The organism is Bradyrhizobium sp. CCBAU 11361 (assembly GCF_028128935.1).
GTDB classification, from domain to species: domain Bacteria; phylum Pseudomonadota; class Alphaproteobacteria; order Rhizobiales; family Xanthobacteraceae; genus Bradyrhizobium; species Bradyrhizobium niftali.
On the sequence record NZ_LBJZ01000171.1, the window covers coordinates 65,552 to 84,575 of the forward strand.

Genomic DNA, 19,024 nt, shown 5'->3' on the forward strand with positions numbered 1-19,024 from the left:
TCACGCTTCCAGATGCCGGCCGGGAAACAACTGCCGGACGATGCCGCCGACGCGGCCGAACAGCACCGAGACGATGTAGAGCATTGTCGCGACCAGAATGATCGCAGGGCCCGACGGCACGCGGGTCTGGAACGACAGCACGAGGCCGGCATAACCCGAGACCGCGGCAGCGACGACCGCGATGCAGATCATGACGGTGAGATCGCGCGACCAGAACCGCGCGATGCCGGCCGGCAGGATCATCAAGCCCACCGCGAGCAGCGTGCCGAGCGCCTGAAAGCCGTTGACGAGGTTGATCACGACGAGCGCGAGGAAAGCGAGATGCGCAGGTCCCCCGGCCCGACTGACCGTGCGCAGAAACAGCGGATCGACACTCTCGATCACCAGCGGGCGGTAGATCACGGCCAGCACCAGCAGCGTGACCGTGGCGTTGAAGGCGACCACCAGCAGCGTCTGGTCGTCCATCGCGAGGATGTTGCCGAACAGCACGTGCAGCAGGTCGATATTGGTGCCCTTGATCGAGACGATGGTCACCCCCAGCGCCAGCGAGGCCAGATAGAAGGTCGCGAGCGAGGCGTCCTCCTTCAGCCCGGTCGAGCGCGCGACCACGCCGGCGAGGATCGCGACCGCAAAGCCCGCGATCAGGCCGCCGGCCGTCATCGCAAACAGATTGAGGCCGGAGAGCAGGAAGCCGACGGCAGCACCGGGCAGGATCGCGTGCGCCATGGCATCGCCGACGAGGCTCATCCGCCGCAGCATCAGGAATACGCCGATCGGCGCGCCCGCCAGCGACAGCGCGATGACGGCGGCAAGCGCCCGCCGCATGAACTCGAATTCGGTGAACGGACCGATCAGCGCGTCATGGAGCATTGGGCGTCACGCCGCCCGCGAGCGGGCATCGTCGTCCGCGCAGGCCGCGGCGCTGTCGTCGAACGCCTCGCACATCCGCATCGCGACCATGAGGTTCTCCGGCGTCAGCACCTCCGCCGTCGGGCCCCAGGCCACGGGGCCCCGCGCCAGCACCAGGGTCTCGGTGAAATGGCTGCGCACCATCTCCATGTCATGCAATGCGGCGAGCACCGTGCGGCCCTCGCCGTGCCAGTGCTTCACCAGCGCAAGCAGGTCGGTCGTGGTCTTGCTGTCGATGGCGTTGAAGGGCTCGTCGAGCACGATCAGCCGCGCATCCTGGAGCAACACGCGGGCGAACAGCACGCGCTGCATCTGACCGCCGGAGAGCGTACCGATCGGGCGGTTCTCGAAGCCATTGAGACCGACGGACGCGATCGCGCGGAGCATCTTGTCGCGCGCCGCTTTGCCAATGCCGCCGAACAGGCCGGTGCCGCGCCACAGGCCGGTGCCGACGAAGTCGAACACCGAGATCGGGAAGCTGCGGTCGATCTCCGCGCTCTGCGGCAGATAGGCGATATCGCGGGAGTCGAGCCCGCCGAGATGGATGCTACCATCGAGCGGCCTGAGGATGCCGACGATGCCGCGCAGCAGGGTCGACTTGCCGGCCCCGTTCGGGCCGATCACGGCGACCAGCGCGCCTGGCGCGACCTCGCCGTTGAGATGGTGCACGGCCGGATGCCGGTCGTAACCGAGCGTGACGTTGTGGAAATGCAGCGCCGCCATCGTCACCTCATCGCCAGAAAGACGATGCCCCAGAGCACGGCACAAACGGCGACCGCCGCCCCAAGGCGGCCCGCCATGGTCATGCGCAGGATCGACCAGGTCGCGGCCTGGGCCGGGTGCGGCGAGGCCGCATCATGGACATGGGCGTGGGTGTGGTCGTGCCCATGCGAATGCGCGTCGCCATGAGAATGGCCGTGCGCATGGTCGTGATGGTGGGCGTGGGACGCGGCGGGAACCATGCCATGACGTTATATTATAACATTACGCCTGTCCACGCCGGGCTCAGGGCTTGCCGATCACCATCGCGATGGCGGCCGCCACGAACGGGAACGGCACCGACACGGCGCAGCGGAACCAGACGAACCGGGCCGGCATGAACGGGATTTCCCACAAGATCACCCGCTGGAAGGCGAACAGCGCCCAGGCGACGACATAGGCGACCACTTGGGGCACCCCGCCGCCCGACTTCAGCGCTACGGTCCCGATGGAGAAGCCGATCACGGGGCCGCCGGGCGTGGCGGCACCGGCGACCACGGCGGTCGCAACCCCGAGCCAGCCGCTGTCCGGTCCGAGCCAGCCGGTGATCACCTCCTGCGGAATGATGGCGGCGATATAGCCCGAGCCGATCACGCCCAGCGCAATCCGCGGCACGATGTTGATGAAGTCCATCGAGCCCTCGCGCAGCGAGGCCTTGAACACCGGGGGCCCGCGGCGGAAGGCGATCAGGCCGACGCCGAACACCGAGCCCCACAGCAGGATGTCGATCAGGAGCGCCGCGCTCAATTCGCCTCCTCGTCGCTGTCGCGCTTCGGATAGAGCCGGACATAGACGAAGCGGCCGAGGCCGCCTGCGAGCACCGGCAGCGGCAGCGAGATCACGATCCGCCACAGCGTGAAATCGGTGCCCATGATGGGGATTTCCCAGGCGACCGCCCGGCCGTAGCCGATGAGGGTCCAGCTCACGACCATGGCGATGGTGGCGCCGAAATCGGCGCCGACCGCCAGCAGCGCGCTCGCCACCGGATAGGCGGTGAATGGCCCGCCCGGCAGGATCGCGCCGAAGGCGGTGCCGATCAGAAGGCCCTTCAGGCCGGGTTGCGGCCCGAGCGAGCGCGAGACTTTTTCGTGCGGCAGGATCTCGGAGATGAAGGCGCCGAGCAGGCAGCCGGCCAGCACGCGCGGCAGGATGCCGCCGAACAGCGACAGGTCGTGGGTGAGAATGTCGAGAACGCCGTCGGTGCCGTCACGCCGCCAGACCAGCGCCGCGCTGACCGCCACCAGGGCCGCGATGATGATCGTCGACCAGCCGATCGGCTTGCGCACACGGCCCGGCCGCGGCTCGGACTCCGCGTCCTCGGCAGGCGCCGGGTCTTTCGGGGAAGGGTCTGACAACGGGCTCGGGTCGGCTCGAGGGTGATGCCCATCCTGATTAAGGGCGCCGCCCATGCGATGCAAACAGTACGATGACGGGAAGCGATGCGCACCTCGCGCAGGCCCATGCGAAGCAGCAGTCGAATTCCGCACAGCAAAAAGGCGGCCGCGCATGCGACCGCCTCTTGTTTTCGTCATTCCGGGGCGGCGCGCGAGCGCCGAGCCCGGAATCCATCGGGCGTCAGCCCGAGTGGACAAATGGATTCCGGGCTCGCGCTTCGCGCGCCCCGGAATGACTCCAATTACGCCTTGTCGAACAGGGACTCGACGTATTCCCAGTTCACGAGGTTCTCGACGAACGCCTTGAGATAGTCCGGACGGCGGTTGCGATAGTCGATGTAGTAGGAGTGCTCCCAGACGTCGCAGCCGAGGATCGGGGTGGCGCCGTGCACCAGCGGATTCTCGCCGTTCGGGGTCTTGGAGATTTCGAGCTTGCCGTTCTTGACCTGGAGCCAGCACCAGCCAGAGCCGAACTGGCCGACGCCGGCCGCCTGGAAGTCGGTCTTGAACTTCTCGAAGCCGCCGAGGTCCTCGTTGATCTTCTTCTCGAGCTTGCCGGGCAGCTTGGTGCCGCCGCCATTGGGCTTCATCCAGCTCCAGAAGTGGATGTGATTGTAGTGCTGGCCGGCATTGTTGAACACCGCGGGGTTCTTGCCGAACGATCCCTTGACGATCTCCTCAAGGGACTTGCCTTCCCATTCGGTGCCCTTGAGCGCGTTGTTGCCGTTGGTGACGTAGGCCTGATGATGCTTGTCGTGGTGGAATTCCAGCGTCTCCTTCGACATGAACTGGCCGAGGGCGTCATAGGCGTAAGGGAGTGGGGGCAGCGTGAATGTCATGGGTTCTTGTCCGCAACTGGTGGGGAACGTTCTAACGGTCACCCCTTATAGAAGGTTCCGTCGCCGTTAAATACCGTCAATTTGCGAAAAGGCGTGATGCGGCCGCTTGGCCGGATTGCATAAAATCGTCGCATCGTGGGGGGTCGCTTCGACTGGCCGTAAAATATCATTGCCTTTGAGGCGCTTATGGCAGAACGAACGCACCACGGCGCGGAGACGCGAAAGAGAAAGCAATGAGCATCGAGATCGACATCCTGAACGGCGACGCTTCGTGGCGGATCGCACAGCCCCTGCTCAGCGCGGTCTGGGGACACGACGCTGCCGAGAAGCCGTCGTGGAGCCACGTCAAATGGGCCAATGCCGACCTTCGCGTGCTGATCGAGACGCCCGAGGACGGCCTCGTCTGCCACGTCGGCATCTACTTCCGCACCGTCACCTGGAATGGACAGAAGGTTCACATCGGCGGCATCGGCGGGGTCTGCACCCGCGAGGACCGGCGCGGCCGCGGCTACGCCACCATGGCGATCGACGCGGCGGTACACACCATCCGGGCCAACGAGGCGGTCCGCTTCGCACTTCTGTTCTGCGAACCGCACAATTTTGCGTTCTACGAGGCCCGCAGCTGGCTGCCCTTCAAGGGCGAGGTCTATTGCGAGCAGCCAGAGGGGAGGATCCGCTTCACCCACATGGCGCCCTATGTCTTCAACATCGTCCGCGCGCCGACGCTCGGCACCATCGACCTCTGCGGCCTGCCCTGGTGAGCCCTGCGTGAGGCGCGGCTGGCGCGCCAGCCGCGCGCCTTATAATATGTCGCTTATCATTCAATATTCCGCCCGGTGAACATGACGATCGACGCCCCCATAGACGCCGCACCGCCGCGTGCACCGGTCGCCTCCCCCATCGCCAGCCTGCTGACGGCGCCGATCCTGCCGACGCTGCTGCGGCTCGCGATCCCCAACATGATCGCGATGGTCGGCTCGACGCTGGTTGCGATCGCCGAGACCTCCTATATCGGCCGGCTCGGCACCATTCCGCTCGCGGCGATCGCGCTGGTGTTCCCGTTCGCGATGCTGACGCAGATGATGAGCGCGGGCGCGATGGGCGGCGGCGTCTCATCCGCGATCAGCCGCGCGCTCGGCGCCGGGGATCGCGACCGCGCCGCGACGCTGGCGCCGCATGCCACCATCATCGGCCTCTGCGGCGGGCTTTTCTTCACGGTGATGATGCTCGTCTTCGGCCGCTCGTTCTTCACGCTGCTCGGCGGCCGCGAGCGCGTGCTCGAGGAAGCCAGCGGTTATTCGCAGGTGCTGTTCTCCGGCGCGGTCGCGATCTGGCTCGTCAATACGCTGGCCTCGGTGATCCGCGGCACCGGCGACATGCGCCTGCCCTCGATGACGCTGATCGGGGCGAGCGTGCTCCAGATCGCGCTCGGCGGTACGCTGGGGCTCGGCCTGTTCGGCGTGAAGCAATTCGGCATGCCGGGCGTCGCCGCCGGCCAGTTGATCGCATTCAGCTGCGCCGCGATCTTCTTCCTCTGGTATCTCTTGTCCGGCCGCAGCCGGCTGCCACTGGATTTCCGCGCGTTTCATTTTGAGCGCGCGATGTTTCTGGACATTCTCAGGGTCGGCGCGGTTGCCTGCCTCTCGCCGCTCCAGACCGTGCTCACCATCCTGATCTTCACGAAGATTCTGGCAACGTTCGGCACCGAGATGCTGGCCGGTTACGGCATCGGCTCGCGGCTGGAATTTCTGCTGATTCCGATCACCTTCGCCATCGGCATCTCCTCGGTGCCGATGGTCGGCATGGCGATCGGCGCCGGACATGTGAAGCGCGCACGGCGCGTGGCCTGGACCGCAGCCGCGGCGTCCGCCCTCACCGTCGGCCTGATCGGGTTCGTCATCGCGCTCGATCCCGCGTTGTGGGTGTCGCTGTTCACGGCCGACCCCGGCGTCACCGCCGCCGCGCACAGCTATTTCCACTGGGCCGGCCCGGCCTTTGCGTTCTTCGGCATGGGCGTGTCGCTGTACTTCTCATCGCAGGGCGCGGCGCGCGTCGGCGGACCGGTGCTGGCCTCCACCGCGCGGCTTCTGATCGTCGCGATCGGCGGCATCGGCCTCATGATGGCGCAGGCGCCGGCCTGGACCTTGTTCGCGCTGGTCGGCGGCGCCATGGTGGTGTTCGGGCTGTCGACTGCCGCCTCTGTCGCCTTCGCCCGCTGGGGCAAATGAGCGCAGGCAAATAAGCGCGGGAATGTGATTCCATCTAGCGTTGCACTATCCTGCCGGGCTGCTATGGAGGCGCTCCACTTCGGGGCTTCTCCATGATTACCAGATTCGCTGCTCTCATCGTCCTTCTGGCTGCGCTGCTTGGCGCGACCACCGCCCAAGCGCAGAGCGCCGACGGGACCTGGCTGACGCAGGCCGGTGACGCCCGCGTCAAGATCAGCAAGTGCGGCGGCGGCATCTGCGGCCATATCATCTGGCTGCGCGAGCCCTATGACACTGCGACCGGCCAGCCTGCGACCGACAGCAAGAATCCCAATCCTGCGCTCGCCAAACGCTCGATGATCGGCTTGCCGTTGTTCAGCGGCATGCAGCCATCCGGCTCGAACAAATGGTCGGGCCAGATCTACAATGCCGATGACGGCAGCACCTATGCGAGCAGCGTCTCCGTGACGGGTGCGGATTCGCTGCGGGTCGAGGGCTGCGTCGGCGCGCTCTGCGGCGGCGAGACCTGGACGCGCTCGGGACACTAGCGCTTCAAGCCATCATCGCCTTCAGGGCTGTCGCCGCCGAGGCATAACCGCCCCGCGCGCCGTCGATGAAGTGCACGTGGTCGCTGCGCAGCGCCGACGGCGTGAAGCAGGTCATCATCGCAGCGTCCTGCTGGTAGAGGCCGTAGCGAACGATGCCCTCGCGCGCGGCAGCCGCGAGACGATCGCTGAGGGCGCGTTCGAGCTCGGCCGTGCAGTCGAGGATCATGCGCAGGCCGTCGTCATATTTCCTGAAGTCCGAGTTCTCGACCACCTGACGTTTGTAGAGGCTCGGCACGAAGCCGCCGACCTTGATGTCGAAGCGCATGATCAGATAGGCGAACAGCGTATAGGCCAGCACGCCGGCGCGGCGCGCGAGCAGCGGGCCGCCGCGCTTGGTGCGGGCTTCATAGTCGAGCCCCTGCGGCGGCCATTTCAGCGGCGGCCCTTGCGGCGGCACCGGACGGGCGCCGTCCGGGCTGCGCTCGACGAGGTGAATGACGTCCTCGATCACCTTGCGGAACGCCAGCGGGTCCGCGCCACGCACCGGCATCACCAGAACCGACAGGATCAGGCCGCGCGAGGCCGGAATCACCTCGAAGCGGCAGGACAGGCCGGACAGATCCGGCTGCGTGCCGGCCGGCGCCTCGGCGACGGCGAACTCGCCGCGCTTCATCGCGGCGTCGGCCCAGGCGAGCCCGCCGCCGGAGAACATCGCATAGGACAGGTTCGCCGACGGACCGAAGCGGGCGACGCGCACGTCGAGACCTTGCGCCCGGATCGCACTCACCGGCACCAGCGCAACACGCATCGTCAGATCGAGATCCTCCCGCACCCAGGTCGCGGTCGCAGCCAGCGCGTCCCGGGCGCGATCGAGATCGCCGGGCGCGACCGCAAAGCTGGCGCCGTCACCGCCGAACACGAAGGGAAATTCCCGTCCCTCCAGCGCATTGGTCACCGCCGCGATCACGGCGGCGCCGGCCATGTTGACCGCCTTGTAACGCTGCGCCGCGATCGCCTTGGTGGAATCGACGATGTCGGCGACACCGATGCTCCAGTCATCCGGCAGCGGCGCATAGAGCGCGGGGTCCATCAGGCTGGTGAAGCCGCGGAAGACGGGAATGCCGCCATAGAAGGATTCGCCTGATGTCATCGGGGGATGCCGAATGGTTGGGACGCGTCCAGGAGAAATACGTGGCAGGATCGATTCGGGTTCGCCGGCCGATGCGCGGCGAAGTCCCGATCATTGGCCGAAATGGAGGCGGACGACAAGATCGCACCGCGCCGCAATGCCGCAGTTCGTCATTGATCGGCATCAAACAGCCGGCCGCAAACGACGTTTACGGTTGAGCTATCTGAAATGATTGCGCGGGATGATCGGGGTGTCTGATTTTGGCAACAAGGACTCCACCTCGCCGGTACGCCGACGCACGGGGCTCGATGCGGTCAGTGCGGTGAAAATGCCGGAGGTGCTGACCGCGAGCGTCGATGCCTGGGCCGAGGCCCATCAACTGTCGCGCTCGGATGCGATCTGCAAGCTGGTCGAGCTCGGCCTGAGGATTGCGCCTGCCGCACCGGCATCAGGGTCCACGGTCGCCTCGGACGCGACCAGGCTCGAGGAGCTCGCGGTGCATGAGATCGAGGGACTGCTCGATCCCGCATTGCCGGAGGACGAACGCGAGCGCCGCATCCGCCGCCTCACCGAAGGGCCGCCGGAATTCTCACATGAACGGATTGACCTGCCAAAGCATCGGACGTGAGCGACTAGTGCAGCTTCTCATCCTCACGCTTGCGCAAGGCCTCGACAGACGCGTCATGGCAACCGACCAAGCGCACGAATTGCTGCGGGTACATCTCGTGACCGTGATCGCCGGAATTCTGATGCGTCATCGGCGGACAACGGACGTCGTCCGGCTTCGCGCACGTTTGCTCCGTCCGGCCCTGATTTGAAGCGGTCATGTTTCGCGTGGTCATGGACTGCTCCCTGTCGATTGGGGCAGATCGATTGACGTAACCCAATCGATTGCGGGGGCATCTTACGACCAAATCCGGTCGAATGTCATTGCGCCGAATCAATGCAATTGTGGCGGCGAGGTTCCGCTTTACGCCGTATTCCCGGCGTCGACCGTGAACACGGTGCCCGTGACGTTGCGGCCGCCCTCGCCAAGCAGATATTCCACCATGCGTGCGACGTCTTCCGTTTCCGGCAGCCGGCGCAACGCGCTGCGGCCCGCGATGCGTTTGCGTCCCTCGTCGGAGAGATTGTGGGTCAGCTCGGTGTCGATGAAACCAGGCGCGATCGCGTTCACGGTGATGCCGAGCTTGCCGACCTCGCGCGCGAGCGAGCGCGTGAAGCCGGTGGCGGCGGCCTTGGTCGCACCATAGACGGACAGGCCGTTATAGCCGGTGGTCGCGATGATCGAGGAGATGTTGATGATGCGGCCGGCGCCATCGGCCATCATCTGCCGCGCGACATATTTGGTGAGGATGATCGGCGACAGCACGTTGAGCTGCACCAGCGCCTCGATCTCGGAATTGTGCATGGTGGCGAGCAGGCCTTCGGTGCCGAGGCCGGCATTGTTGACGAGGCCGTAGATCGGACCGAATTCGTCACGCACGAGCTTTGCGAAAGCGGGAATCGCGTCGATCACGGCAAGATCGCAGGCGCGGAAATGCAGGCGCCCCCCGGACTCGGCGATCGCCGCCTTGAGTTCGTCGCTCTCGCGCCGTGCCGCAGCGATCACGTTGTAGCCGGCGCCGACGAGGCGCTTGCCGATCGCAAGGCCGATACCGCGGCTGCCGCCGGTGACGAGGACATTATGCATCGGTGCGCGCCAATTTTCCGGCCGGGGTGACGTCGAGCGTCTCGACGAAGCGGATCACCGCCGGCACCTTGTGGGAAGCGAGCTGGGCGCGGCACAGATCCAGGATCTGATCGCGAATCTCCTGCACGCGCGCCTGATCGGTGCCGTCGGCGAGGATCACGTCGGCGACGACAATGCCGCCGGTGATCGGACTCTTCCGCGACTTGGCCCGCGACATCCGCACGTCGGAATGGCGGTTGATGACCGCCTCGATCTCTTCGGGGTGGACCTTCAGCCCACCGATATTGATGATGCCGCCGCGGCGGCCCACGAAATAATAGCGGTCGCCGCGCAGCTCGACGATGTCGCCGCTGTCGACAAACCCATCGTCGTCGGTGAGCGCGGTGGCGTTGCGGCCGATATAGGCATGCGCCGTGCGTGTGGAACGGATGCGCAGCGAGCCGTCCACGACCTTCATCTCGACGCCGTTGCGGTTGCCGAGATAGTCGGCCGGAAAGCCTTCGAGCCCGTCATTGACGGAGAAGCCGACGCCGGCCTCGGTCGAGGCATAGGCATGGCCGACGGAGGAATCGGGGAACGCCGCCTTCAGGCCGTCGAGCACCGCCTGGTCGGCAATCTCGCCGGAGAGACGGACGTAAGCCGGCGCGAATTGCGCGGCCGAGCCGCTCATCAGAAGCTTGCGCCAATGCGAGGGCGTACCGGAGATGTGCGAGACGCCGCGCGCATTCAGCCGCGTAACGTGATCGGAGAGCGCCTCATGCGGATCCGATAGCACCATGGAGCCGCCGGAGAGAATGGCGCGGAGGAAGATCTGGAGGCCGCCATAACGGCGAATGTCGTAGAACGTCGCCCAGACCGGCGCCGGTCCGCGCGCGGGGCCTTCGGCGACGATCGCGCCGGTCAGCGCTTCCAGCGTATGGCCGGCGATCTTGGGCACGCCAGACGTGCCCGAGGTCAGCATCAGCCATTCGGTGGCGCGCTCGGTCTGCGCGGGCACGGTGGTTTGAAGCGGCAATTGTGCGGTGACGACCAGCGGCACGCCGGTCTCGGCCCAGCGATCGGGCTCGTCGGTGACGACGGCATCGATCCCGGCATCCGCGATCAGCGCGTCCAGATAGGTCGGGTTGAGATCGGGCGGACACAGCAGCATGCGGCGGGCGATGCCGTCGAGCTCGATCATGGCAATGCCCGACCGCAGCTGGTCGGACAATTTGAGCAGCACGGCGCGGCCGGACAGCTCGCGCAGGCGGCCGCCCAAGACCGTCTGCGACAGGATGTCGGTCAGCGACACGACATCGTGCGCATCCGACAGCGTACGGCCCTTCAGCTCCGCGCCGAGATTGTCGCGAAGCGCAAAGGTCTCACGCGGGGACATTTTCGTAGGCCCGCACGAAATCGCCGATCGTGGCGGGGAACGCTGCGTCCTCGGAAATGGTGAAGGGATCGACGCCGGTTTCGTCCTCGAGCCGGGCGACGAGGATCGCGAAGGCGAGCGAGTCGAAACCCGTCTCGTGCAGGGACAGATCGTCCGAGAGTGCGGGAAGCGTGACGTGCTGTTCCCTGGCGATCTGCTGGATCGCTTCAATGACCTTGGACCTTACCGACATGGTTGGCTTGCCTCTTGCTTTGTTGATCGATCGGATGTCTTGCGGCGGCTCTTGATGACCGCCTCCCATGAGGTCTGTTTACCCGACAGAAGTAAATGGCTTCTTGGACAATTCAGATAAAATTGGACCTATCTGGCGGATTTCGGCTCCGCTAGAGCCTGATCGTACCACCCGCGATCTGAGCATAGGCGCCGGAAGCGAGTGCGACATAGGCGCCGGACTTCGGATCGAGCATGAATAGCGGATCGGAGATCGCGCCCGGGTCAAATCCCTCGCGCGCGAGCTCGCCTTTCTTCTGCTTGAACGTCTCGGTCGCATCGAGCTCGCGTGAGATGCGGATGAAGACCGGGCGGGCGTAAGCCGGCAGGCGCCCTGCGAGATGCGCAGGTAACGCCGCGACGTCAAAACCCTCGTTCACGACGATCGCGCTCATCCCGGCGCGGCCATCAGTGCCGGGGATGCTGACGCCGTAAGTGGTGGCGTCGATGACGCCGGTAAAATCGCGCATGGCGTCGTTGACCTCCGAGGTCGCGACGTTCTCGCCCTTCCAGCGAAAGGTGTCGCCGATGCGATCGACGAAATGAAAGAAGCCCTTGTCGTCGAGCCGCATCAGATCGCCGGTGCGGAACCACGCATCGCCCTTGGCGAAGACGTTGCGCAGGATCTTCTTCTCGGTCTCGCCGGTGTCGGTGTAGCCCTCGAAGCGGCCGCCGCCCTGGTCCGCCGTGCCGATGCGGCCGATGGCTTCGCCCGCCTCGCCGCGGGCGGAGGCAATGCAAAGGCCCTCTTCGTTGCGCAACGGCGCGCCGCTATCAGGGTCGAGCTTGACGAGGCTCGCAGGAAAGCGATGCGCGAGCAGCGGCGGGATGCGCCCGATCGCGCCCGGCTGGCCCTCGACGTTGAACAGGGAGAAATTGCCTTCGGTCGCCGCATAGAATTCGAGGATGCGGGGAATGGCGAAGCGAGTCTGAAAGTCCTCCCAGATGTCGCCGCGCAGGCCGTTGCCGCAAACGAGCCGCAGGCGATGGCGGTTCTCGTATTCCGACGGCGGCGCCTTGAGCAGATAGCGGCAGAGCTCGCCGATATATTGGAACAGCGTGCAGTCGTGGCGCACGATGTCGGGCCAGAAATTCGACGCAGAGAATTTTTCGGCGATGACCACCGAGCCGCCGGCGGCCAGCATGCTGCACGGCGCGACGATGCCGCCGACCGAGTGGAATAGCGGCAGACAATCGTAGAGCCGATCCTGTGGGCCGGCGCCGGTGAGGCCGGCGAACCAAAAGCCCCAATTGAGGATTCGGCGATGGCTGATGCTGGCGGCCTTGGGCAGGCCCGTGGTGCCGGACGTGTAGATCAGCAGCGCACGGTCGTCGATGGTCACGTCGCCGTGCTCTTCGGGAAAAAGCGGGCCATCGTCGAGAGCGGCAAGGGCGACATCGATGGCACGTTCGCTGCGGGCGTCGCCATGGGTCCAGACCTTGGCCTCGGTCTTCAGATGCGGCTTCGCACTCTCCAGCGTCTCCGCCAGGTCGTGCGCGACGATGAGGTGCAGGGGCCTCGCAACATCGAGGCAATGGGCGAGCGATTGCCCGACAAGCTTGGTATTGATCAGCGCCACCACGCCGCCGACGCGGCTGATGCCGAGCCAGGCGGCGACATAGTCGATGCCGTTCGGCATGATCAGGCCGACAGTGTCGCCCTTGGCGACGCCGACCGAGCGCGCCCAGCGCGCATAGCGGTTGATGCGTTTCGACAAACCTTCGTAGTCGAGCGTTGCGTCATCCGTGACCAGCGCAACGCGATCGGGCTGACGCTGCGCCCAATCGTCGATGACGTCGGCAAACAGCCGGCCCGGCAGCGCCTCGATCCGCGCGGTGAGCTCGATCGCCTTCAGCCAGATCTTTGACGCCGATGGCGCGCGCGCGGCCTTCGGTTGCTCGATGACGCAGGTGGTCATGCCGTTCATGCTTTCGGAACGTGTCTGCTGGTTCCGCCAGCTTAGTCCGCGCGCCCTGCCCAGGTGTTAAGAGACAAGGTAAAAGCCCGTTAGTGCGCGATTAACTCTGGTCATCCTTTACCAAGCCGACGGGACCGGCGCGCGGCCTGGCGTGATCCTTGCGATAGCAAATCGACGACGATGCGGCTGATGCCGCATCACCGAGAGGCGCACAATCGGGCGATCTGTGCGGATCGCTAGTGCACCTTCTTGTAGGGCCGGCGCGGCGGCGGCCCGTTATAGGCGTAATAAGGATTGACGTCGCACGTCGCGGCGAGCCCTGACGCCGTGGCACGGCATTGCTGCAACGAGGTGAAGGAGCAGTCGAAATAATCACCGCCCCCGCCGCCGGGGCCGCCGCCAATGTAGCGGTGCATGCAAACGGGATAGGCCGGATCGTATCTCTGCGCGCTGGCATCCGCTACGCCCAGCAGCGTGAAGATCGCGGTGAGGGTCAGGAAGGGCAGGCGCATGGAGAAATCCTCGTATCGGTCGCGCCGGCGACTCTGATGCCGGCGACCTCATATGGCATAACACCGCGCCGGAGGCGACCGTTCCCGAGGACAGATGACGGCAAGGTGAGTATCGCGCGCTGTAGAGACGCGACCGTTTCGGCGGTTGCCTTGCACAAGCCCGCAGGCGTCACGGCCGGGACTTGCCCCGGCCTGACGCGTAGCGGCTAGCCGAGCCCCTGCAGCACCAGCCGGTTCAGCCTCGCCGCAAACGCCGCCGGATCTTCCGGCAATTCGCCATCCAGGATCTGCGCCTGCTCGAGCAGGAGCAGGCCGAGATCGTCGACCGTCTTCGAGCCGGCCTGCGCCTTGGTGATCGCGGTGACCAGGGGATGGCGCAGATTGATCTCGAGGATCGGCTTGGTGCGCATGCCGCGGTTCTGCTGCGCCAGGATGCGCTCGAGCTCGCGGCTCGGGCCCTGGCTGTCGGCGACGAGGCAGGAGGCGGAGCTCGTGAGGCGCGTCGAAGCCTTGACGTCGCTGACGCGCTCGCCGAGCGCGGCCTTGATCACGGCGATGGTGGCGGCTTCATCCGCCTCGGGCTCGTCCTTCTTCGCTTCGTCCTTGTCGTCGAGGCGCGGGATCAGGTCGAGGTTGAGATCGCCCTGGCTCAGCGACTTCAGCGGCTTGCCCTCGAACTCCGTCGGCATCGAGGTCCAGAACGCATCGACCGGATCGGACAGCAGCAGCACCTCGATGCCGCGCGCGGTCGCCGCCTCCAGCCGCGGATTGGATTTCAGCCGCTCGATGCTCTCGCCGACCAGATAATAGATATCGGTCTGGTTCGGCTTGAAATCGGCGATGATCTGCTTGAGCGACCGCTTCTCGCCTGACGTCGTGGTGAAGCGCGACAGCGCCAGCAGTTTCTCGCGGCGCTCGAAATCCTCGTAGATGCCTTCCTTCAGTACCGCGCCGAAGGCGTCCCAGATCTTGGCGAAATTCTCGGCGTCCTTCTCGGCGAGGCTTTCGAGCTCGGACACGACGCGTGTCGCCACGGCCTTGCGGATCTGGGCCAGCTGCGGATTGTTCTGCAGCATCTCGCGGGAGATGTTGAGGGGGAGATCCTCGCTGTCGACCACGCCGCGGATGAAGCGCAAATAACCCGGCAAGAGGTCGGCATCGTCGGTGATGAAGACGCGGCGGACGTAGAGCTTCACCCGGCCCTTGCGGTTCGGCTCGAACAGGTCGAACGGCTTTGTCGACGGCGCGAACAGCAGCACGGCGTAGGAGTAGCGGCCCTCGGCGCGGTAGTGCAGCGTCATCGCGGGATCGTCGAAGGCGGACGCGATCTGTTGATAGGCCTTCTTGTAGTCTTCTGCCGAAAGCTCGGATTTCGAGCGCTGCCACAGCGCGCTCGCCGAGTTGATCTGGCGCGGCTCGCCCTCTTCCGGCACGAGCTCGATGGGAAACAGGATGTTGTCGGAATAGGCACTGACGATGCGCTCGATCTCGTAGGTCTCGAGATATTTCTTGGCGTCGTCCTTCAGGTGCAGGACGATCTCGGTGCCGCGCACGACGCGCGCCGCTTCCTCGTCGCTCGCACGGGCGATCTCGAAGCCGGAGCCGCCGGAGGACGTCCAGCTCCAGACGTCGCTCTCGCCGGCGCGGCGGCTGACGACGACGATCTTCTCGGCAACCATGAAGGCGGAATAGAAGCCGACGCCGAACTGGCCGATCAGGCCGAGGCCGTCCTTGGCCTCCCTGAGTTTGGACACGAAGACCTTGGTGCCGGAGCGGGCGATGGTGCCGAGATGGTCGATCAGCTCCTGCCGCTCCATGCCGATGCCGTTATCGGCAATCGTGAGCGTGCCGGCCGTCTTGTTCGGGATGATGCGGATCTTGAGCGCGTCGCCCTCGCCCAGCAGCGCCGGACTGGCGATCGCCTCGTAGCGCAGCTTGTCACAGGCATCCGAGGCGTTGGAGACGAGCTCGCGCAGGAAGATGTCGGTCTCCGAATAGACGGAGTGCACCATGAGGTGCAGCAGTTCGGAAACCTCGGCCTGGAAGGGCTGCGTATGCACAGCCGTATCTGACGTCGTCATGCGTTTACCCGGTCAATCGAAATGGAAAACCGGGATATAACGCGATGAGACAGCGGATCAAGAGGACGTGAGAAGCCGCCCCTGCCCGCGGCAGGGGCACCTGTCCCTTGGCCCAAATCCCTTGGCAAGCTTGGCCCCAGGGCGATCAGGTCACGCAGCGGCCCGGCTGGAGCAGCTTGGCGACCTCGGTCAGGGAGCTGACCATCGGCTCGCAAGCGATGGTCGGCTTGTTGCGGCCCTGCTTCTGGTTCTGGAGCGCCGCGGGCGGCTTGGCGTTGCCGGTCTCGATCACCGCGGGGACCCGCAGCAGCACCGAGGTATCGGCAAGGTCGTTCAGCCGCATCGACACGGTGCGGGTGGATACCGCACCCGGCTTGAGCTCGGCGAGCCGGTCGGCCTTGCCGGTCCGGTTGACGTCGTGGCCGGGCTTGTCAGCGACCGCCTGCCAGCGGTCGGCCAGATCATGGCCGGAGGCCAATTGTACCTGCACCGCGCCGAGCGTTGCGACAATCGCGACGGCGCTCAAAAATACCTTTTGAATCTGTGACATGGCTGTCGACCCCTCGCCCCATGGCGATCGAGGGAACAACGCGGCCGGAGGAGCGGGGGTTCTCGGCAGAAACGATCACTTAACCGTGTGCAAAAAAGTCGCGCCCCGAAAAATATTTCCGGAGCCCTGGAACGACTTTCGCGGCTGGGAGTCGTCTCAGCAGCCGGCTATTCCCCCCTGCCCCATAAGCCGGCGACGTAGGGCGCGACTGTGGTGATGCCAGTCGCGCCTTACTTTTGTCTGGGGTTCACTTCGCCTTCCCGGCCAGCCACGCCCGCCCCTCGCCGTAGAGCTTCTCGACCTCGGCGCCGGTCAGGCCCGGCATGTCGCGCTTGACCTTGTAGCCGATCAGCTCCTGCATGTAGGCGAGATGGCGGTAGCCTTCGGGAAGCCCGGCGAGCGCTGTCTGGTCGAGGCGAAGCGTCGCAGCGGGATCGACCGGGTCGATCCGGTCCTTCTCGTAGATCGGCTGGCGGCGAACGATGCCCCAACGGCCCTGCCGCTTCTCCAGGAAATCGTAGAAGCGCCCGGTGCAGACGACGTCGCAGAGCACATCGTGCACGCCCGCGCGCTGCGAGATCGTCATCTTGGTCTGCGCGATGGCGCGCTCGCCGGACAAATCGATGCTGGTGCCGCCGAGGAAATGCAGGATGCGGACGCCCTTGGCAAAGCCCTCCTGGCTGACGCGGATGAAGTCCCGCGCCGGTCCCTGAAACCAGGTGGCGGACATCCAGCCTTCCTCGTGCCAGACGGTCGCAAAGCGCTCCCAGTCGCCGGCATCGCGCCACACCGCCCAGTTCTCGACGAGATCGCGGATGGCGAGGCGATCGAGGAGTTGCTGGTCCATGATGCGAAATCTCCTGACGGCTTGAAGCTGCGATGGGTGTCGTCGGCCCGACGTATCAACGAGGCAATTTGCTCGCCGTCAAGCAGCCCAAGCTTCGCGGCCTTTCGAATTGCCCACAGCCAAGCAAGCGCTATACGAGCAACTAGCCTTGCAATCAACCAGACCGCGATTAGTATCGACACCGATGCAGATGAAATTCCCCTTGCTGGCCGCGCTTCTCGGATTGTTGGCGGCTCTTCCCGCGCATGCGCAGACAGAACCGCAGAGCGAGAACATCAAAGCCTGGAAGGTGAGGCTGAGGGCACATATTGGCAGCTACAGGCAATTTCCTGTTGAGGGACTGGGACAAACCGGCGAGGCCAAGGTTGCATTCGTCATCGACCGATCCGGCAGGTTGGTCTCGCGGACGCTGGCTGTGAGCACCGGCTCGCGGCCGCTCGATGCTGCTGCGCTGGAGATCGTCGCCCGCGCCCAGCCGTTTCCGGAGCCGCCTTCGGAGCTGAAGGAGGATACGTTCTCTTTCACGGTGCCGATTGTCTTCAACGGCCGCCAATTCCAGGTGCCGTCCTCCGGGTTGGTGCTGAGCCGGACGGGTCCCGCCCTCACGGAGTCCGATGCCATGGCCGCCTGGCGCAAGACGGTCACCGAGCATGTCTGGCGCAACAGGGCGTTTCCGCCAGACGCGATAGGCCTGAAGGGCGATGCCGGCGTCACATTCGTGGTCGACCGCTCGGGCAAATTGATCTCGCACGCGTTGGTAGAGAGTACAGGCTCCCCGCCGCTGGATGCGGCGGCTCTCAAGATGGTGGAGCGGAGCGAACCATTTCCGAAGCCACCTCCGGAGGCGAAGGACGATCTCCAGAGGGTGACCGTCCTGATGACGCTCGACGGAACGTATCGGCCGTGGATCGAGGACGAAGCCAAGGTAAAGGCCAAGATCAACAATGTCTGCCGAGGCTGCTGAAGCAGGAGGCCGGCGAGTAAAAAAGACGGCGCGCCTTGCGACGCGCCGTTCTCTTATTCGATAGAGACTTCCTTACGCCGCCGGCGCCTTCGGGGCGCGGTTGCGCGAGTTGCGCTGGAAGAACAGCGCCTGGCTTGCCACCGCCGACACCATCGCCGGCTGGAACGGCTTCGAGATCAGGAACGCCGGCTCGGGGCGCTCGCCGGTGAGGAAGCGCTCCGGATAGGCCGTGATGAACACCACCGGCACCTCGAAGGTGCGCAGCAATTCGTTGACCGCATCGAGACCCGACGATCCGTCGGCGAGCTGGATGTCGGCGAGGATCAGGCCGGGCCGCCTGTTCTTGGCCAGCGCCACAGCATCGGCATGGGTGCGCGCGACGCCGACGACGTTGTGGCCGAGATTCTTCACCAGGCTCTCGAGATCCATGGCGATGAAGGTCTCGTCCTCGATGATCAGCACTTCGGTGGCGATCTCCGCCGCCATCTCGCGTCCCGCAGCGTCCGCGAGCCGCCGCGTCTCGGCGACATCGGTGCCGAGGATGTAGGCGACTTCCTCCTCGGAAAATCCCTCGAGCGAAAGCAGCAGGAAGGCCTGCCGCGGCAGCGGCGTGATGTTCGACAGCCGCCGCTCCGGCGGCATCGGCAGGGTCGTCACCTCGGCGTCGTCGTTGACGGAGACGGAATTCCAGATCTGGGTGAACAGCCGGAACAGGCCGGCCCGCGGCCCATGGCTCTCGTCGAGCACGGCGGGATCCCCGAGCATGGCTTCCAACATGGCTGCGACATAGGCGTCGCCGGAAGCCTGGCTGCCCGTCAGGGCGCGTGCATACCGGCGCAACAACGGCAAGTGTTCAGCGACAAGCTGTGAACGGGACATCCCCACTCCATTCATCTTCGGACCGACCTTAGAAGACTTAGAGAGATCACGAGGGGAGGCCCGGGTTCCCCTGCTCGGGCTGTCTACGTCTCAAGGCAAGAAAAGTTCCGTAGCCGGCGGAACTTTTTCTCGAACCTGGAATTGAGCCT

Annotated in this window: 22 protein-coding genes; 5 read left to right on the top strand and 17 right to left on the bottom strand. The window is 65.4% G+C overall.

Annotated elements, in window-relative coordinates; translation table 11 throughout:
* From XI08_RS18790 to XI08_RS18815, 6 genes are all read right to left on the bottom strand, one after another.
* Entirely contained in the window at positions 1-870 is an 870-nt protein-coding gene (locus XI08_RS18790; protein ID WP_135175481.1) for a metal ABC transporter permease, read from the bottom strand.
* A 6-nt stretch (positions 871-876) separates the two neighbouring features.
* Positions 877-1,632, bottom strand: coding sequence for a metal ABC transporter ATP-binding protein (locus XI08_RS18795; RefSeq protein WP_271575525.1), 756 nt, complete (start codon positions 1,630-1,632; stop codon positions 877-879).
* A 2-nt stretch (positions 1,633-1,634) separates the two neighbouring features.
* The gene (locus XI08_RS18800) at positions 1,635-1,871 is read right to left on the bottom strand and encodes a hypothetical protein (protein WP_271575526.1); all 237 of its coding nucleotides are present in this window, start codon (positions 1,869-1,871) and stop codon (positions 1,635-1,637) included.
* 43 nt (positions 1,872-1,914) lie between these two features.
* Positions 1,915-2,415: a hypothetical protein gene (locus tag XI08_RS18805; protein ID WP_008138982.1), complete on the bottom strand. Its 501-nt coding sequence runs from the start codon at positions 2,413-2,415 to the stop codon at positions 1,915-1,917.
* Positions 2,412-3,023: a permease gene (locus tag XI08_RS18810; RefSeq protein ID WP_271575527.1), complete on the bottom strand. Its 612-nt coding sequence runs from the start codon at positions 3,021-3,023 to the stop codon at positions 2,412-2,414. The genes XI08_RS18805 and XI08_RS18810 overlap by 4 nt, the downstream gene beginning before the upstream one ends.
* A gap of 281 nt (positions 3,024-3,304) precedes the next feature.
* Positions 3,305-3,901, bottom strand: coding sequence for a superoxide dismutase (locus XI08_RS18815; protein WP_014491764.1), 597 nt, complete (start codon positions 3,899-3,901; stop codon positions 3,305-3,307).
* Between the two features lie 233 nt (positions 3,902-4,134).
* Here XI08_RS18815 and XI08_RS18820 point away from each other — a divergent pair, with 233 nt between their 5' ends.
* From XI08_RS18820 to XI08_RS18830, 3 genes are all read left to right on the top strand, one after another.
* On the top strand, positions 4,135-4,662 hold the full coding sequence (locus XI08_RS18820; protein ID WP_271575528.1) for a GNAT family N-acetyltransferase: 528 nt from the start codon (positions 4,135-4,137) through the stop codon (positions 4,660-4,662).
* A gap of 81 nt (positions 4,663-4,743) precedes the next feature.
* Entirely contained in the window at positions 4,744-6,129 is a 1,386-nt protein-coding gene (locus tag XI08_RS18825; protein ID WP_271575529.1) for an MATE family efflux transporter, read from the top strand.
* A 92-nt stretch (positions 6,130-6,221) separates the two neighbouring features.
* Positions 6,222-6,656, top strand: a complete 435-nt coding sequence (locus tag XI08_RS18830) for a DUF2147 domain-containing protein (protein ID WP_271575530.1) — start codon at positions 6,222-6,224, stop codon at positions 6,654-6,656.
* A 4-nt stretch (positions 6,657-6,660) separates the two neighbouring features.
* On the opposite strand, the gene XI08_RS18835 is transcribed toward XI08_RS18830, so the two are convergent.
* Positions 6,661-7,806: a DUF3095 domain-containing protein gene (locus tag XI08_RS18835; protein ID WP_271575531.1), complete on the bottom strand. Its 1,146-nt coding sequence runs from the start codon at positions 7,804-7,806 to the stop codon at positions 6,661-6,663.
* Positions 7,807-8,026: 220 nt separating this feature from the next.
* Between XI08_RS18835 and XI08_RS18840 the strand changes: the two genes are divergently transcribed.
* Positions 8,027-8,413 carry a hypothetical protein gene (locus tag XI08_RS18840; protein ID WP_027543296.1) on the top strand — a complete coding sequence of 129 codons (387 nt, stop codon included), beginning with the start codon at positions 8,027-8,029 and terminating at the stop codon, positions 8,411-8,413.
* Positions 8,414-8,417: 4 nt separating this feature from the next.
* Here the strand turns inward: XI08_RS18840 and XI08_RS18845 are convergent, their stop codons facing one another.
* The 9 genes from XI08_RS18845 to XI08_RS18885 all read right to left on the bottom strand — a co-directional run bounded on the left by XI08_RS18845 (position 8,418) and on the right by XI08_RS18885 (position 17,032).
* Complete coding sequence (locus tag XI08_RS18845) at positions 8,418-8,627, bottom strand: hypothetical protein (RefSeq protein ID WP_271575532.1); 210 nt, start codon at positions 8,625-8,627, stop codon at positions 8,418-8,420.
* A gap of 128 nt (positions 8,628-8,755) precedes the next feature.
* Positions 8,756-9,478 (bottom strand): SDR family NAD(P)-dependent oxidoreductase, encoded by a 723-nt coding sequence (locus XI08_RS18850; protein WP_271575533.1) that lies wholly within the window; start codon positions 9,476-9,478, stop codon positions 8,756-8,758.
* Positions 9,471-10,853: a class I adenylate-forming enzyme family protein gene (locus XI08_RS18855; protein WP_271575534.1), complete on the bottom strand. Its 1,383-nt coding sequence runs from the start codon at positions 10,851-10,853 to the stop codon at positions 9,471-9,473. The genes XI08_RS18850 and XI08_RS18855 overlap by 8 nt, the downstream gene beginning before the upstream one ends.
* The gene (locus XI08_RS18860; RefSeq protein ID WP_027543300.1) at positions 10,840-11,085 is read right to left on the bottom strand and encodes an acyl carrier protein; all 246 of its coding nucleotides are present in this window, start codon (positions 11,083-11,085) and stop codon (positions 10,840-10,842) included. Before XI08_RS18860 ends, XI08_RS18855 begins: the two co-directional genes overlap by 14 nt.
* Before the next feature lie 151 nt (positions 11,086-11,236).
* Positions 11,237-13,051, bottom strand: coding sequence for a long-chain-acyl-CoA synthetase (locus XI08_RS18865; RefSeq protein WP_271575535.1), 1,815 nt, complete (start codon positions 13,049-13,051; stop codon positions 11,237-11,239).
* Between the two features lie 227 nt (positions 13,052-13,278).
* Positions 13,279-13,554 (bottom strand): DUF3551 domain-containing protein, encoded by a 276-nt coding sequence (locus XI08_RS18870; RefSeq protein ID WP_271575536.1) that lies wholly within the window; start codon positions 13,552-13,554, stop codon positions 13,279-13,281.
* A 206-nt stretch (positions 13,555-13,760) separates the two neighbouring features.
* Positions 13,761-15,635, bottom strand: a complete 1,875-nt coding sequence (gene htpG, locus XI08_RS18875; RefSeq protein ID WP_271575537.1) for a molecular chaperone HtpG — start codon at positions 15,633-15,635, stop codon at positions 13,761-13,763.
* Between the two features lie 145 nt (positions 15,636-15,780).
* Complete coding sequence (locus XI08_RS18880) at positions 15,781-16,185, bottom strand: hypothetical protein (RefSeq protein ID WP_271575538.1); 405 nt, start codon at positions 16,183-16,185, stop codon at positions 15,781-15,783.
* A 247-nt stretch (positions 16,186-16,432) separates the two neighbouring features.
* Positions 16,433-17,032 carry a nuclear transport factor 2 family protein gene (locus XI08_RS18885; protein ID WP_271575539.1) on the bottom strand — a complete coding sequence of 200 codons (600 nt, stop codon included), beginning with the start codon at positions 17,030-17,032 and terminating at the stop codon, positions 16,433-16,435.
* Positions 17,033-17,222: 190 nt separating this feature from the next.
* On the opposite strand from XI08_RS18885, the gene XI08_RS18890 reads away from it, so the two are divergent.
* Positions 17,223-17,996 carry an energy transducer TonB family protein gene (locus XI08_RS18890; protein ID WP_271575540.1) on the top strand — a complete coding sequence of 258 codons (774 nt, stop codon included), beginning with the start codon at positions 17,223-17,225 and terminating at the stop codon, positions 17,994-17,996.
* A gap of 72 nt (positions 17,997-18,068) precedes the next feature.
* Here the strand turns inward: XI08_RS18890 and XI08_RS18895 are convergent, their stop codons facing one another.
* Positions 18,069-18,875 (bottom strand): response regulator, encoded by an 807-nt coding sequence (locus XI08_RS18895; RefSeq protein ID WP_027543307.1) that lies wholly within the window; start codon positions 18,873-18,875, stop codon positions 18,069-18,071.
* Positions 18,876-19,024 lie beyond the last annotated feature (149 nt).